Below are 15,629 nucleotides of genomic sequence, written 5' to 3'. Positions count from 1 at the left end.
GGGACCGGATGAAACTAGGTGTACGAGTGACATGTTTCAATTATCTCGTTCCTTTTCCTGCAAGCTTCTCAATGGTATCCAGAATGCTGTCCAGGGCGCGCGGCTTACCCAGGGCTTTGCCCGCCCGACCCATTTCCGCCAGTTTCCGGGGTTCGTTCAGGAGGGCGGTGACGGCGGCCAAAAGACGCTCTCCGGTCAATTCCCGGTCCGGAATAAGCAGGGCCGCACCCCGCGCGGAAAGGGCCCGGGCGTTATACTCCTGGTGGTTTCCGGTGGCGAACGGATAGGGCACCAGAATGCTCGGGAGCCCGAGCACCGTGAGTTCGGCGATGGTCGAAGCTCCGGAGCGGCAGATCACCAAGTCGGCCGCACCCAGGAGAGCGGCGATGTCGTGGAAGTAGGGCGCGACCACAAGGTTGCCGGGCGGCCGGGAAAAAGAACCGGCCGCCTCCATAAGCGGCGCGAACTCGCCGTATCCGGACGTCCCGGTGGCGTGAAACAACCACACATCAGGACGTTTACGGAAGGCCTGTACCACCGGGATCATCGCCTGATTGAGACTCCTGGCGCCCCGGCTGCCCCCGAAGGACAGCAACACGAAGGCTTTCTCCGGAAGGCCCAGGTGCCGGCGCGCCTCGTGCCGGCTGGTGCTCAGGATTTCCGGCCGCACCGGCAGGCCCGTAAGGATGATCCGGGCCCGGGCCGGAAAGTACCCGGCGGCGTCGACAAAAGTCACCGCCGTGCGACTGGCGTAGCGCGCCAGCATCCGGTTGGTCAAGCCGGGCAGCGCGTTTTGCTCGTGGATCAGGGTCGGGATTCCCCGCAGCACCCCGGCCAGCACCACCGGCCCGCACACGTAACCGCCGGTGCCCACCACCACGTGCGGGCGGAAACGGCGCACCAGGGACAATGACTCTTGGAGTCCCCGCCCCGCCTGCAACACCGCCGCCAGGTTGGCGGGGCTCAAACTTCGCTTCAGTCCCGCCGCCGGAACGGCGTAAAACGGCAAGCCCGTAGGGGGGACGATCTCACTCTCCAGTCCCCGGCTTGTCCCGACGTACAGCAGGTCGGCGCCGGAATGACGCCGCTTGATTCCTTCCGCAATCGCCAGCGCCGGGTAGATGTGGCCGCCGGTACCGCCCCCGGCAATGATAATGCGCAAGAACCCAGACCTCATTTCATGGTGCTCATTTTCCGGTGGCGTACTTAGAGATATTCAACAGAATTCCCACGCCGACCAGGGTGAAAATCAGGGAGTTGCCTCCGAAACTGATAAAAGGCAGGGTAATCCCGGTGATCGGCATGCTCCCGGTGGCCACCCCGATGTTGATGATGGCCTGTAAGACAATGCCCGCCGTCAACCCGGTGGCCAGCAGGCTGGAAAACGCGTCGGGGGCGGACACCGCGATCCTCAAACCCCGCCATAGGAAAACCGTAAAAAGACCGATGATTAGAAAGGCGCCGATAAACCCCAATTCCTCGCCCACCACCGCGAAGATGAAGTCGGTGTGTTGCGCGGGCAGGTATAGGAATTTTTGCTTGCCCTGACCGAGACCGGTGCCGAAAAGTCCGCCCGAACCCAGGGCGTAAAGCGACTGGATGATTTGAAGCCCGCTGCCCTGCGGGTCCTGCCAGGGATCCAGGAAGGCGAGCAGGCGCTCCAACCGGTAAGGAGCGACGGCGATGGCCGCCCCGACGCCCGCCAGGCCCAGCACACCCAGGCCCGCCAAAGTGCTGAGCCGGGCTCCGGCCGCGAAGAGCATCACGAAGATCGTGCCCGCCAGAATAATGGCGGTGCCCAGGTTGGGCTGGAGGAGAATCAGACCGCAAGCGGCCCCAAGCATAACCAGAAACGGCAAAAGACCGCGGCTGAAATGCCGCACCAGCTCGCCCTTCCGGGACAAGCCGTAGGCGGTGAAGACCACGAGGCAGAGCTTGACGAACTCTGACGGTTGCATAGTGACCGGGCCGATCCCGATCCACCGCCGCGCCCCGTAAGCCTCTATGCCGATCCCCGGGATGAGCACCAGGATCAGCAGGACGAACGCCGCCGCCAGCATCGGCAGGGCCCAGCGCCGCCATTTCCGGTAGTCCTGGTTCATCGCCAGGAACATCGCCGCCAGGCCGATCAGAGCCCACAGCAGTTGGCGCTTGAAGTAATGGAAACTGTCGTTGAAGTGAATGAGGGAGCTGTACTCACTGGCGCTCAAAATCATGACCAGGCCGATGCTCAACATCATCAACACGGTCAGGAAAAGCAGAAAATCAGGAGCCCGGCTGGTTTTAGGCACTAACCCGCCCCCCCCCTTGCCCATCACTGCTGTTTGTCCGCCAGTTCCCGTACCAGGCGGCGAAAGAGGTCGCCCCGCTCCTCGTAGTTTCGGAACATATCCCAACTGGCACATGCCGGGGACAAAAGCACCACCTCGCCGGGACGAGCAGCTTTTCGCGCCAGTTGCACGGCGGCGGGCAGGTCTTTCGCCCACACGACCTCCGCCAGGCCCGCCCGGAAGGCGGCGGCGGCCATTTCCGGGGCGCACTCCCCCAGAACGACCAGTACCCGCACCGTCTCCTTGGCCTTTTCCATAAAGGCGGAGAAATCGTTGCCCTTGTTGCGCCCGCCCGCGATGAGCACCACCGGGCCCGGGTACGCGCCAAGGGCCCGGACAGCCGCGTCCGGGTTGGTGGCCTTGGAATCGTTGATGAACTCGACCCCGCCGACCCGGCCCACTACTTCGAGCCGGTGCGGAACGCCCTTAAAAGCAGCCAGCGCCCGGCCTATGACGGACGGCTCGATCCCCGACACCCATCCCGCCGCCGTCGCCGCGAGCGCATTCTCAACGTTGTGCGCACCCGGGATGCCCAGGGTCTCGACCGGGCACACGTCCGCTTCCTTCCCCCCGGTCCGCGCCATAATCCGGCCGTCCTGGATAAACACGCCTTGTTCCAGTTTATGCCGGCGGCTGAAGAATAAGACCTTGGCCCGCGTCCGGGAAGCCAGTGCTCTGGTGCGCGGGTCGTCGAAATTCAAAACGGTCCAGTCGGACGCCTGCTGGTTGGCGAAAATGGCGGCTTTAGCCTCGGTGTAGACTTCCATGGTGCCGTGCCGGTCCAGGTGATCGGGGGTCAGGTTCAGGATGACCGCCACCCGGGGCCGGAAATCATGGGTGGTTTCCAGTTGGAAACTCGACACCTCGGCCACGATTACGTCTCCCGGGCCGTAGTTCCCGACCTCGGTGATCAAGGGTACCCCGATGTTCCCGGCCACCAAGGTGCGGCGCCCGGCCTGCCGGAACAACTCCCCCAAGAGCGCGGTGGTAGTGGTCTTCCCGTTGGTGCCGGTTACAGCCACCACGGGAGAACGTGTAAACCACCAGGCCAACTCCAGTTCCCCGATCACGGGGATACCAAGCCGGCGGCCTTCGGCCGCGGGTGGAATATGCGCGGGCACACCCGGACTGACCACGATCAAATCCCAGCGCCCGGAAGAAATCTGGGGGTAGAAGCCCAGGCTTAAGCTTACGCCCGCGGGAACATCCAGCTCAAGGTCCTCCTGCTTTTTGGTGTCCGTCAGGGTTACCGACACTTCCTGCGACGCGAGAAACCGGGACACCGCCTGCCCGCTCTTACCGGCGCCGACTACTAAAACGCTTTTTCCCGCCAGTTCCACGTCCATTCCCCCCGTCTAGCCGAGACCTCTGAGGCCGGCGAGGCCAAGGAGGGCCAACACCACCCCGACAGTCCAGAAAGTGAGCACCACCCGTGTTTCGGACCAGCCCGCCAGTTCAAAGTGATGGTGCAGGGGGGCCATCCGGAATACGCGCCGCCGGGTGAGCTGGTACGAGAGCACCTGAATAATCACGGACAGCGTTTCGGCTACGAACACGCCACCGATGATCAAAAGAAAGAGTTCACTCTTGGTGATCACCGCCGCCGCGGACAACCCCCCGCCAAGAGCCAGAGAACCGGTGTCCCCCATGAAGACCCGTGCGGGGTAGTAGTTGTAGCACAAAAAACCCAAGGAACCCCCGATTAAGGCACCGAGCACGATCCCGACCCCGGTTTTGTCCATTACCAGCGCAATCACGGCGAAAGCCAGGGCCGCGACCGCAAATGTCCCGGCCGCCAAACCGTCCAGCCCGTCAGTAAGATTGACGGCGTTGGCTGTAGCCAGAACCACGAATACCGTGGTCCCTAGAAAAAACCACCAGCCCAGGTCCAAGGTCAATCCGCCGGAAACCACCAGTCCGGAAAAGGGCACGGGGAAATCGGTGCCGCGTTCCAGTACAAAAACGGACACCACCGCCAGAGCGACCGCAATCAGTACCTGGCCGAAGAGCTTCTCCCGGGCCCGCAAGCCCAGGGACCGTTTATGCACCATCTTCGAGAAATCGTCTAGAAAACCCAGCACCCCAAACCCCAGGGCAACGGCCAGCACCACCAGCCCTTCGGCCCAGCCGGCGGGCGGCCCTCCCGGCAAAAAGGCGACCGCCGGGACGGCGGCCGCCGCCCCGATCAGAAACATCACCCCGCCCATCGTGGGCGTCCCCGTCTTTTGCAGGTGACGGGCAGGGCCGTCGGAGCGCACCCGCTGGCCGAACCGGAGACGGTGCAAAAGCGGAATTGCGATCGGACCCAGGATCAGTGTCACCAGGAAGGCTACCCCGGCGGCCACCAATACCGGTGTCAACGTCCGTCCCTCCCGGTTTCGCCTGCGGCCGGCGCGGCCGCTTCGGCGAGGGCTTTCACGATCTGCTCCATCTGGAACGCGCGCGAGCCCTTGACCAAAACAAAAACGCCCGCTCCCGCCAACCGGCGGACAGCGCCCACGGTTTCCTCGAGCGTGCGGCAGATCTGGATGCGGGAGGCGGGCAACCCGGCTTCACGGGCGCCGCAGGCAATCCCCGCGGCCATCTCCCCCATGGTCACCAGTTGACCGACGCCGGCGTGGGCTAAAGCCACCCCCACCTCCCGGTGGGCGGCCTCAGAACGCGGACCCAACTCCAACATGCCGCCGAGGACCGCCACTGTAGGACCCCCGGCCGCAATCTCCGCCAAAACCGCAAGCGCCGCCTTGACTGAAGCAGGGCTTGAGTTGTATGTATCGTTGATTATGGTCAAGCCCCCGGCCCTCACCAGGGCTTGGCGCCAAGACGAGGTCCGGACCTGCTCCAGGCCGGCACGGATCTCACTCACCGTCAGGCCCAGTTCCGACCCGACCGCGATCGCCGCCAGGGCGTTTTGCGCCATGTGCCGGCCGAAAAGCGGCATGCGGTAGTCCTCGTCCCCTCTGGGGGACCGCGCCCGGAAAACCGAGCCGCCCGGCACGGCTTGATAGCCGAGGAGCCGGAAGTCGGCGGATTCAGATTCTCCGAAGCGGATCACTTTCCCGCGGCACCGCCCTGCCTGCTCATCCATCCCGGGACTATCGGCATGCAGCACGGCAAACCCGGAAGTGGGGATGTGTTCTAGAAGCTCCCCCTTGGCGCGGGCGATATTCGCCACTGAACCCAGAAGTTCCAGGTGGGTTTCACCGATATTGGTGATCACGCCTCCCGTCGGCTCACAAATCCGGGCCAAGAGGTCGATCTCGCCCCGGGCGCGCATCCCCAGCTCGACCACCGCCACCTCGTGGTCGGGGTCAATATCCAGGAGCGTCAGGGGTAGGCCGATTTCGTTGTTCAGGTTCTCACGGGTGGCCGACACCCGGAAACGGGCCGCGAGCACGGCCGTCAGCAGGTCCTTGGTGGTGGTCTTCCCGGTGCTGCCGGTAACCGCAATAACGGGCAGGCCGCAGCGCCGCCTGTTGTCCAGCGCCAGCGCCTGGAGCGCCGCCAGGGTATCGGCGACTTTCAACACGGGGACGCCGGGGGGAACGGATACCTCCCGGCCGACCAGCAATCCGCCAACCCCGCGGTCCACGGCCTGCGCCACGAAATCGTGCCCGTCAAAACGGGAACCGCGCAGGGCGACAAACAGCTCGCCGCCGTTAATTGCCCTGGTGTCGGTCGTTACGCGCGCCACAGGGGCGAACGGTGCACCCTGGATCAACTCGGCCCCGGTTACAGTGCCGATCTCAGCGATCGTCGTCGGCTTCATCTGTTCCTCCGTAGCCAAAAGCGGCCAGAATCCCGGCGGCCTCCCGGCGGTCGTCGAACTCCAGACGCTTGGTGCCGACGATCTGGTAGTCCTCGTGGCCCTTGCCCGCAATAACCACAACGTCTCCGGCCCGGGCCTTCTCGAAAGCGTGCCGCATGGCCTCGCGGCGGTCGGGCACCACCGCGTATCCATCCGGCCGCACCCGCCGGTAGCCTTCCTCAACATCGGCGATAATGGTCAATGGATCCTCCGTGCGCGGATTGTCCGAGGTCAGCACTGAGTAGTCGGCGCCGCGGGCGCTTATCGCCCCCATGAGCGGGCGTTTGGCGCGATCCCGGTCACCGCCGCAGCCGAATACCGAAATGAGCCGCCCCGGAGCAATTTCCCGCGCCGCCCGGAGCACGTTTTCCAAGCCGTCCGGGGTATGGGCGTAGTCCACGATCACAGTATATTCTTGCCCCTGATCAACACGCTCAAACCGGCCGGGAACGCCTTGGACCTTTTCCAGGACGCCGGCGATCTCTTCCGGTGCAAAACCGCGATCCAGCCCGACGCAGGCCGCGGCCAGAGCGTTGTACACGTTAAAAAGCCCGGACAGCCGGAGCGCCACCGGTGCGGAACCCCAGGCACTCTCCAGCAAAAACTCCACTCCGCCGGCAACCGGACGGACCCCGGAAGCGCGCACGTCGGCGGCCTCGTGCACGGCATATGTGATGGGGCGTCCCCGGGTCAGATCCAACAGGCGTATCCCATAAGGGTCGTCCCGGTTGATTACGGCGGCCGCCGCTTCGCCGAGCCCCGTGAACAGTTGAGTTTTGGCGGCGAAATAGTCCTCAAAACCGGCATGGAAGTCGAGGTGGTCCTGGGTCAGGTTGGTGAACACGCCCGCCTCAAAAGAAAGCCCGTGCACCCGGGATAAGCTCAACGCGTGTGAGGAAACCTCCATTACCACGTCGGTCACCCCGGCATCGACCATCCGGCGCAAAAGACGTTGCAGGTCCAGTGATTCGGGGGTGGTATGCCGTACAGGCAGCACTTCGTCCCCAATGCGGTTTTCAATGGTGCCGATCAACCCCACACCCGGCCGGCGCGCCCGGAAAAGAGCCGTGATCAGGTGGGTGGTGGTGGTTTTTCCGTTCGTCCCCGTCACCCCGACCAGGCGCAACGCCCGGCCCGGGTCCCCGTAAAAACGGCCGGCCGCCAAAGCCAGCCCTTTACGGGTGTCGGGCACCACCGCCCAAGCCACTCCCTCAGGCACCGGCACCCTTTGCTGGAGCAATACGGCCGCCGCACCCCGCGCCACGGCGTCGGGCACAAAACGGTGGCCGTCGGTGACCAGCCCGTCGATAGCCGCAAACATGAAACCCGGCTGGACCTGCCGCGAATCGTAAGCGATTCCGGACACCAAAACGTCCAAAAGCGGACCGTGATCCAACACGTCCAGCTGGTTGATCAGATCTCTAAAGCTCAAATGCCATCCCTCCGGGGGGATTGGTCGGGAACACCGGTGCCGTTGGTCTCCTGACCGGGCGGACCTCCCGCCGCCGGACGTTCAAACTTTACCTTTATCACGGTACCCTTGTCAACCTTTTGCCCCGGCGCCGCGGACTGCTGTACGGCCACCCCGCTTCCGGACGGCTCCAGCAGGAGATCCAGGCTTTCCAGCAGGGTGCCGGCCTGCTTGATGGTCAGTCCGGCGAGATCAGGTACGGTCACCGGACGGCGCTTATCCACCGGTTCGGGCTTAAGGCTCAAAATCACGGTGGTGCCCTCTTTGACGACCGCCCCGGTTTCAGGCACCTGCTCGTGTACAATATTCCCCTCCCCGCGGGTGATGAAATTCAGGTTGGCGGCGCGCAGTTCCAGCACCGCTTCGTCCAGCGGTAGGTTGACCACTTGCGGCACTTTGACGTCCTTGGGTTCCTGCGGTTCCACCCAGATCCACTGTCTCTCGGGGCGCGGCAGATCCTCCCGGGCTTGAAGGCCCATGTACCGCAGCACGTCCTGCATCACGTTCCGGAAGGCCGGCGCCGCCACCTGGCTGCCGTAGTAGATCGGGCCCTGCGGTTCCACGACCATGATCAGGGTGACCGCCCGCGGGTCGTCAACCGGCCCAAAACCGACGAATGAAGATACGTACCGGCCGGACACGTAGCCCCCGGCCGGCCCCACGACCTGGGCCGTGCCGGTCTTGCCGGCCACCCGGTAGCCGTCCACGTGGGCGTTCATTCCGGTTCCCCGCAACACCACGTTCTCCAGGAGCGTCTGCATCTCCCGCGCCGTTTCGTTGGAAATGACCCGGCACACCACTTTCGGCTTTGATTCGCGGACCGCCTTGCCATCGTGATCGACCACTTTTTTTACCAATTGCGGCTGTAGAAGTTCACCCCCGTTAGCCACCGCCGCCACCGCCGCGGTCAACTGGGTCGGGGTCACGGCAATGGACTGGCCGATGGACATGGCGGCCAGGTTTAAGTTGGTGGCCTGCTTCTGCGGAATCATGATGCCGTGCGCCTCGCCGGGCAGGCCGATTCCCGTGGGCGCACCAAAACCGAAACCATGCAGATACTTGTAGAAAGGATCGATACCGATACCCAGGCCGATCTCAATGAAGCCCGGGTTGCAAGAGTTCTGAATCACTTCTTCAAACGTCTGGCTGCCGTGGCCGCCGGCTTTCCAGCACCTGATGTTCCGGTCGGCGACCTTGATGTGGCCTGGGTCGTAAAAACGGCGGTTTTTGTTGACGCTACCCTCTTCCAGGGCCGCCGCGAGGGTGATGATCTTGAAGGTCGATCCGGGTTCGTAATTGTACCAGATCGCCGGGTTCCGGTCCCAGACGGATTCGGCTTGGTCGGCCCAGCGGTTGGGGTCGAAGGTGGGACGGTTCCCCATCCCCAGAATCTCGCCGGTCTGCGGGTCCATGACGATGATGACCGCGTACCTGGGCTGGTAGGTGTCCACCAGCCGGTCCAGTTCACGCTCCACGAAGTACTGAACTGTCTCATCCAGCGTCAAAAACAAGGCGTGCCCTTGCACCGGCGGGTAGTACTTGTGCACGGCGCTGGGAATCTGGCGCCCGACGGCGTCGTACTCCATGACGATTCGGCCGGGAATCCCGCGCAGGTCGGCGTCACACGTGTTCTCGATGCCGGTCAGGCCCTGGTTGTCAATGCCCACGAAACCCAGAACATGTGCGGCCAGACCGTCTTTCAGGTAGCCGCGCCGGCTCTCCTCGACGAACTCAATGCCGGGCAGTTTCAGGGATTTTAGTTCCTGGGCGGTCCGGAAATCGACCTTGCGTTTGATCCAGACGAACGACTCCGGCTTGGTGATCAGCCGGCGGACACGGTCAACGTCCATGTCCAGCACCACGGCCACCTTCTGGGCGGTTTCGCCCTGGTTCTCGATCTGAGAGGGAACGGCGAACACCGAGTCGACACTGATGCTGGTTACGAGTTCTTTTCCGTTACGGTCGTAGATCGTTCCCCGCTTGGCCTCCACCGGAATATCACGCATCCTGTTCTCCAGGGCTTCCTTCCGCAGCTGCTCTCCCAGGAAGAACTGGATGTATGCCAGGCGCAGGGACAAAAGAAAAAACACGACCGTACTCGCCAGGAGGAGCAAAAGGATGCGCTTGCGCATGATGATTCTGGTGGTCTGCATACCGCCCCTCCCGTCCGTATAAGCTTTTGCCTTGTGCCTTTGCGGCTAGCGGACGACCAGATTCAGAAAGGCCTGGAGTATTCCCGGATCGCTCGGCTTCCCTCCCGGCAGCCCACGCTCCTCCGGATTTGAACCGGTAACGGCGTAGGCGGGTTTGGTCGGTTCCGGATCAGCGGCACCGGAAAAAGCGGTCAGACCGGAGTCGCCGACAGCCACAAAAAGCATATCGTTCGGGGTGGGACGGACCATCCCCAGTTGGGTCACGGCCAGCATTTCGACCCGGGGCAGGGAATCCAGCCGGTTGATCGCCGTCCTCAGGCTCTGGTTTTCCGCCTCCAGCATCCCGATGTTCTTCTCAATTTTTTGGGCCTGGTAACTTACATTCATGGTATAAGTGTTTGCATAACTGAACGCGGCGGCGAGCACGAACGCAAACACCACCGTGACCATCAGGGAAAGACGCGCCTTTTTCCCTGCACCGGACCGGACTTGGGCCGACACACTCCGCCGGTGTGCCTCCAGACCGTAATCAGCCCTTTCCCGCGCTACTATCAAGCCTATTCACCTCTCAGTCCTTTAGAACGCCGGCCGGCTTCCGGGCCGCCCGCAATTTGGCGCTTCGGGCCCGGGGGTTGGCCAGAACCTCGTCCTCCTCCGGCACCCGTGGCCGGGGAGTCAGGATCTCCAGCCGGGGCACCACCCCGCAACGGCACTCCGGCAGTCCCGGAGGACACTTGCAGTGTATCGCGAACTCCCGAAAAACGTCCTTCACCAACCGGTCCTCCAGCGAGTGATAACTTAAGACCACGACCCTGCCTCCCGCGGCCAGCAGATCCACCGCTTGGTGCAACGAGGTCTTCAGGGCCCCCAATTCATCGTTCACGGCAATGCGCAGGGCCTGGAAGGTGCGCCGGGCGGGGTGCGGTCCGGTACGCCGCGCCCGCGCCGGGACGGCCTCCTTGATCAGCTCCGCCAAGCGTCCGGTGGTCATAATCGGCTCCCTTTTCCGCTCCCGGGCGATAAAGGACGCAATGCGCCGGGACCAGCGTTCCTCGCCGTATGCTCTTATCAAGCCGGACAACTCATCTTCCGGCAACCGGTTCACCAGGTCGGCGGCGGTGACGCCTTTGCCGGAGTCCATCCGCATGTCCAAGGGCGCGTCCTGCCGGTAACCGAACCCGCGGGACGCCGTGTCCAGCTGGTGCGAGGAAACACCCAGGTCATAGAGAATTCCCTGTACCAGGCCGGTCCCGAACCGCTGGAGAACAGCCGAAAGTTCCCTGAAATCGGCCTGCACCAGCCGCACCCCTCCACCATATCCGGCCAGCCGGAAGGCGGCCGCGGCCAGCGCGTCCGCGTCCCGGTCCATCCCCACCAGGAGGCCCCGGCCTCCGGTTCGTTCCAGGATACCGAGCGCGTGCCCGCCCCCTCCAAGGGTACAGTCCACGTAGGTCCCGCCAGGCTTCGGATCCAGCCACTCCAGGACCTCCCGGAGCATCACCGGTTGGTGGTGAAAACCGGTCAGGGTCATGGGCCTACCCCGCAGTGCACGGCATTACAGGTCCAGGTCGTAGTCCACGATCTTCTCGGCGGTTTCCTCGTAGGCCGCCGCTGCTTCCGAGCTGTACCGCTCCCACTCCTCGCGCGCCCAGATTTCCACCCGGGACGAAACACCCAGGACCATCACGTCCTTTTCCAGCCGCGCATAATCGCGCAGCGCGGCCGGCAGCAAAACCCGGCCCTGCTTATCGGCCTCCAGTTCGGCCGCGCCCGAAAAAAACAGCCGCGTGAAAGCCCGGGCCTCCGCCCTGGCCAACGGCAGCTTGCGCAGTTTCTTTTCCATCAATTCCCATTCCGGCCGGGAATACAGAAACAGACAGCGGTCCAGTCCCTTGGTGACGACAAAAACCAGCCCCAGGCCCTCACGAAAGCGGGCCGGTATGAAGAGCCGCCCCTTATTATCCATGGTGTGCAAGTACTCCCCAATAAACAGGACGGCCACCCCCCGCCCGCCGTTATTTCCTCCACTTTCCCCCACTTTAAACCACTCTTCGGCCTTTGACAAGAGAAATCCTGCAATTAATTCCTAAAAATATAAAAAGGTTTTTGCGCCGGCGGTTGAACCAAAAAAGAGCCTTCCATGCGGGAAAGCCCTTTCAGGGCAGCAGATATTCTTTATTTGACTTTTAGCGTTTTGTGTTCTCGCCGTAGTCGCCCGGCGCCTCTTCCTCCCAGAAGTCGGTGACATCCACCCCGGCCGGAAGGGCGAAGACGTCGTCAGGTACCAATCCGACTTCCAGGTCCTTGAACTCCACTACGGTGAAGCCGCCGTCCGCCACGTTTTCCACCCGCAGGGGCAGACCGTATTCCTCCCACAGGTAGAGCACCGTCGCCCCCCGGGCCTCTTCCCGGGTGAACTTCCGGCAGCGCAGGCCGTCCAGGAATGTGACCTCGCCCGGAACCCACTCGGCGGGGTTCAGGCCGCGCACGTAGTCCGGCAGTGTCTCCGGAACACTCGCTTCCCCATCGCCCAGCCTCATCCGCGTCGCCGTGCTTTCGGCGGCGTCGTAGGACAACAGTTCGCCCCGGGCGGTGTCCACCAGTAAAACCAAGCTCTGCCCGTCGACCATCGTCTCGGTCTTTACCCAGTCACCCTGTAACCAGACCCGTGTTTCGTACGACCACAGGGGGTAGTTGGTCACCTGCCGGTAGTGGAGTCCGTCTATGTCGGCGCTCCTGACCAGCAGCGCCTCCAGCTCACGTTGCACCTGTTCACGCGCCGCTTCCGGAGGGCCGCCGGGAGCCTGGGACGTAGTCCGGTTGAAGGCGCTTGCGCCCACCGCCGCCACCACCAGCAATCCCGCGCATACCAGCACCGTCAGCCGCTTCCAACCAAGTCTTTCCGGCGCCTTTCGGCTTTGCCGCCTCATTTTCCGCCCACCACCTCAAACATTTGCTTACAATATACGGGAGGGGTGCGGACAATATGCCCGGGGCCGGGGCCAGCGGCGTAAAAAGCGCCGGCCTTGAATTCTAGGTTTCCTACAGCGGCACCAAATGCCTTTCGCGCTTTCTGAAGACGGCCAGCCGGTCGTACCCGGCCCCCCGCAGCAGGGTCACGGCCTCGTGGCAGCCGAAACCGACTTCTTCCGGACGGTGGGCGTCAGAACCCAGCGTCACCGGGATGTTCAGCTCACGGCAGGCGGTAAGAAAAGCTGGATGCGGGTAGATTTCGGCCACGGGGGCCCTCAAGCCCGCGGTATTTACTTCAACACAGATGCCGGATCCGGCGATGACAGAAGCCGTCTCCCGGTAGAGCGCCGTCAGGTCGCCGCTTGGCCGGCAACCGAATTTCTTCAGCAGGTCCGGGTGGGCCAGGACATCGAAAAGACCGGAACGGGCTGCCTCCTGCACCAGCATGAAATAGCGCCGGTAGAGCGCCTCGGAGTCCCAGTTCCGGTAGCCGTCCAGAAGTTCGGGTTGGTCGAAGCCCCAGCCGTCTATATAGTGAACCGAACCCAGCACATAGTCGAAAGGGTATCCCGACAAAAGCGCCGCCAGTTCGGCCTCCCGGCCCGGCACGAAATCGGCCTCGATCCCCAGCCTGACCGGCAGATCCGGGTTGGCCGCCCGCAGAGCCAGCACGTCGTCCACGTACTGCGGCAACTCGGATTCGGTCATGGCCAGACCGGAGGGGCGCCTTTCGGGAGGGCAAAAATACAACGGAATGTGGTCGGCGAACCCGATTTCACGCAAACCACGCTTGCGGGCCACCCGGACGTAGTCGGCCATCCGGCCCCGGGCGTGCCCGCACCGGAAGGTGTGGAGGTGGTAGTCAACCGGCAACGGGCATCAAAACCCTTCTCTCCCGGCAATTCCACCGCCGGCGCGCAGTGCTTCCGAAACGCCCGCCGTCAACCGGTAGATCCTTTCGGCCAGGGCCTCCGTCAGTGTGCCGGCGCCGCAGCTGGGGGTGATCAAGCATTGCCGCCGCAACCGCTCCGCGGAGATTCCCCGGCTGGAAAGCTCCTCCCAGAATCCTTCCAACCTGGTACTTAAGCTCTCCACGGTTTGCGTCTCCACCTGCTCCGAGGTGGGCACTATGCCCCAGGCCACCACCCCGCCCCGTGCCAAAAAGGCATTGAGTTCGGCCCGGTACGGCAGCAGAGAATCAAAATACCAGTACGCGTCAAGGCTCAGTACCTCGGTGCCGGTGTCCATCAGGATGCTCCAATCGACGGCGGCGCACGAGTGGATGCCGGACTTCGCCCCCGCCATCCGGATGCCGGCGACGACGGCCTTCAGATCATCCACGATCATCTCACGGGTTACCGTAATGTACGTCGACTGCCCGTAGACACTCACTCCCGGCTCATCCACAAAGACCAGCACGTGAGCGCCGATCCCCTTCAGCGCTTGCGCCTGCCAGCGGCCCTGAAGCGCCAGATTCTTGACCACCAGGTCACGCAATTGTTCATCGTAATACGCGGGACGGCCCTCGGCATCGGTCAACTGAAAGGCGGCGGTCAGCGGCCCCACGACCTGTCCTTTCACAAAACCAGCCGGTCCGGCCGGGGCTCGTTCCAAGAAGGCGTGAAACCCCGAGGCCGCCTCCCGCGGGATGGCGAACCGCTCCAGGGCCTCCCGGTCACCTTCCTCCGCCGCCAGGTACAGCGCATAGAACGCGGCCATCCGTTCGGGCCAGTCGGGGGCGCCGGTGGCAAAGCAAACCTTGTCTCCGTTTTGCTCCAAAAGCCCGGTTTCCAGCAGGGGGCACAGGAACTGGAGCACGAAACCCTCCTGCGGGCCCAAACCGGGCAGTTGCGGCCAGTGGGGCATGTCCGGCAAGTACGCCGCCACGAGATTCAGTGCCTGCTCCGGACTCGTGTACGGCAGACTGCCGATTCCGGTGGCGAGCCCTCCGGGGGTCCACATTCTCAAAACCTCCCCGACAAAACAAAAGCCAGCCCGGTTAAAGGCTGGCCCCTGAACAGACGCCGCTACAGGGTGGCGGCGGGAACTATGTTGACCGTCTTGCGGTCCTTGCCCTGGCGCTGGAAACTGACATACCCGTCCGTCTTGGCGAACAGGGTGTCGTCGCCGCCGATCCCCACGTTGCGCCCGGGATGGACCCTGGTCCCCCGCTGCCTGATGATAATGCTCCCGGCCGTGACAAACTGCCCATCGCCCCGCTTGACTCCCAGGCGCTGGGCCCTTGAATCCCGGCCGTTCCTTGAGCTGCCTACTCCCTTTTTATGGGCCATTTTTTGTCACCTCCCCAATGGACTAAAACTCAATCTTCTCCACTACCACCTGCGTGTAGGGCTGACGGTGCCCCTGCTTGCGCCGGTAGTTCTTCTTGGACTTGTACTTGAAAACAATAATCTTCTTGGCGCGCCCCTGTTTCTGCACCCGGCCGGTCACCCGGGCGCCCGGGACCAGCGGCCGGCCGATCTTCACGCCTTCGTCCGTGCTGACTAAAAGCACCCGGTCGAAAAGGACTTGGGCGCCGTTTTCGGCCGCGAGCTTTTCAACCCGTACCGTGTCTCCTTCGCGGACGCACAACTGCTTGCCGCCGGTTTCAATAATCGCGTACATGTTTACCCCCTCTGTTTTTTTTAAGGACTCGCCGGAACGGGGTGGGCGCCGGTCGCACCGCTTTTAAACCTCTTCCGTGCGGTCATGCACGAGTTATATTGTATCACCCACACGGTGGAAGATCAAGCCCAATCTTTCCTCTGTGTTGTTGGCCTGTGATATTGTCACCCCGTAAGCGGTCTGAGAAAATGTCACTCATGAAGAAGGGAGACGTTTTCTTGAAACCCAAGGAAGCCAGGAGACTGGACATCATGGAGCGGGTCCTTGCC

15 protein-coding genes are annotated in these 15,629 nt (G+C 63.2%); all 15 read right to left on the bottom strand.

Annotated elements, in window-relative coordinates:
• Positions 1-40: 40 nt before the first annotated feature.
• The 15 genes from murG to rplU all read right to left on the bottom strand — a co-directional run bounded on the left by murG (position 41) and on the right by rplU (position 15,360).
• Complete coding sequence (murG, locus tag AB1402_07605) at positions 41-1,162, bottom strand: undecaprenyldiphospho-muramoylpentapeptide beta-N-acetylglucosaminyltransferase (protein ID MEW6541461.1); 1,122 nt, start codon at positions 1,160-1,162, stop codon at positions 41-43.
• 25 nt (positions 1,163-1,187) lie between these two features.
• Complete coding sequence (gene spoVE, locus AB1402_07600) at positions 1,188-2,315, bottom strand: stage V sporulation protein E (protein MEW6541460.1); 1,128 nt, start codon at positions 2,313-2,315, stop codon at positions 1,188-1,190.
• Positions 2,315-3,676: a UDP-N-acetylmuramoyl-L-alanine--D-glutamate ligase gene (gene murD / locus AB1402_07595; GenBank protein ID MEW6541459.1), complete on the bottom strand. Its 1,362-nt coding sequence runs from the start codon at positions 3,674-3,676 to the stop codon at positions 2,315-2,317. Before murD ends, spoVE begins: the two co-directional genes overlap by 1 nt.
• 9 nt (positions 3,677-3,685) lie before the next feature.
• Entirely contained in the window at positions 3,686-4,690 is a 1,005-nt protein-coding gene (gene mraY / locus AB1402_07590) for a phospho-N-acetylmuramoyl-pentapeptide-transferase (GenBank protein ID MEW6541458.1), read from the bottom strand.
• Entirely contained in the window at positions 4,687-6,099 is a 1,413-nt protein-coding gene (gene murF / locus AB1402_07585; GenBank protein MEW6541457.1) for a UDP-N-acetylmuramoyl-tripeptide--D-alanyl-D-alanine ligase, read from the bottom strand. Before murF ends, mraY begins: the two co-directional genes overlap by 4 nt.
• Positions 6,077-7,570, bottom strand: coding sequence for a UDP-N-acetylmuramoyl-L-alanyl-D-glutamate--2,6-diaminopimelate ligase (locus AB1402_07580; protein ID MEW6541456.1), 1,494 nt, complete (start codon positions 7,568-7,570; stop codon positions 6,077-6,079). Before AB1402_07580 ends, murF begins: the two co-directional genes overlap by 23 nt.
• On the bottom strand, positions 7,567-9,762 hold the full coding sequence (locus tag AB1402_07575; protein ID MEW6541455.1) for a stage V sporulation protein D: 2,196 nt from the start codon (positions 9,760-9,762) through the stop codon (positions 7,567-7,569). Before AB1402_07575 ends, AB1402_07580 begins: the two co-directional genes overlap by 4 nt.
• Before the next feature lie 45 nt (positions 9,763-9,807).
• Positions 9,808-10,317 carry a hypothetical protein gene (locus AB1402_07570; protein ID MEW6541454.1) on the bottom strand — a complete coding sequence of 170 codons (510 nt, stop codon included), beginning with the start codon at positions 10,315-10,317 and terminating at the stop codon, positions 9,808-9,810.
• Positions 10,318-10,330: 13 nt separating this feature from the next.
• A complete protein-coding gene (gene rsmH / locus AB1402_07565) occupies positions 10,331-11,293 on the bottom strand; it encodes a 16S rRNA (cytosine(1402)-N(4))-methyltransferase RsmH (GenBank protein MEW6541453.1) in 963 nt (320 codons plus the stop codon).
• Between the two features lie 24 nt (positions 11,294-11,317).
• Complete coding sequence (gene mraZ, locus AB1402_07560; GenBank protein ID MEW6541452.1) at positions 11,318-11,755, bottom strand: division/cell wall cluster transcriptional repressor MraZ; 438 nt, start codon at positions 11,753-11,755, stop codon at positions 11,318-11,320.
• 193 nt (positions 11,756-11,948) lie between these two features.
• Positions 11,949-12,692 (bottom strand): hypothetical protein, encoded by a 744-nt coding sequence (locus tag AB1402_07555; protein ID MEW6541451.1) that lies wholly within the window; start codon positions 12,690-12,692, stop codon positions 11,949-11,951.
• A 112-nt stretch (positions 12,693-12,804) separates the two neighbouring features.
• Complete coding sequence (locus AB1402_07550; protein MEW6541450.1) at positions 12,805-13,608, bottom strand: histidinol-phosphatase; 804 nt, start codon at positions 13,606-13,608, stop codon at positions 12,805-12,807.
• Positions 13,609-13,614: 6 nt separating this feature from the next.
• A complete protein-coding gene (locus tag AB1402_07545) occupies positions 13,615-14,697 on the bottom strand; it encodes a hypothetical protein (protein ID MEW6541449.1) in 1,083 nt (360 codons plus the stop codon).
• 65 nt (positions 14,698-14,762) lie between these two features.
• Positions 14,763-15,026, bottom strand: a complete 264-nt coding sequence (rpmA, locus tag AB1402_07540) for a 50S ribosomal protein L27 (protein MEW6541448.1) — start codon at positions 15,024-15,026, stop codon at positions 14,763-14,765.
• A 22-nt stretch (positions 15,027-15,048) separates the two neighbouring features.
• On the bottom strand, positions 15,049-15,360 hold the full coding sequence (gene rplU / locus AB1402_07535) for a 50S ribosomal protein L21 (GenBank protein ID MEW6541447.1): 312 nt from the start codon (positions 15,358-15,360) through the stop codon (positions 15,049-15,051).
• Between the last annotated feature and the right edge of the window lie 269 nt (positions 15,361-15,629).

Source organism: Bacillota bacterium, from assembly GCA_040757205.1.
Lineage (GTDB): Bacteria > Bacillota > Desulfotomaculia > Desulfotomaculales > Desulforudaceae > Desulforudis.
This window is presented reverse-complemented; position numbering and strand designations above follow the sequence as displayed.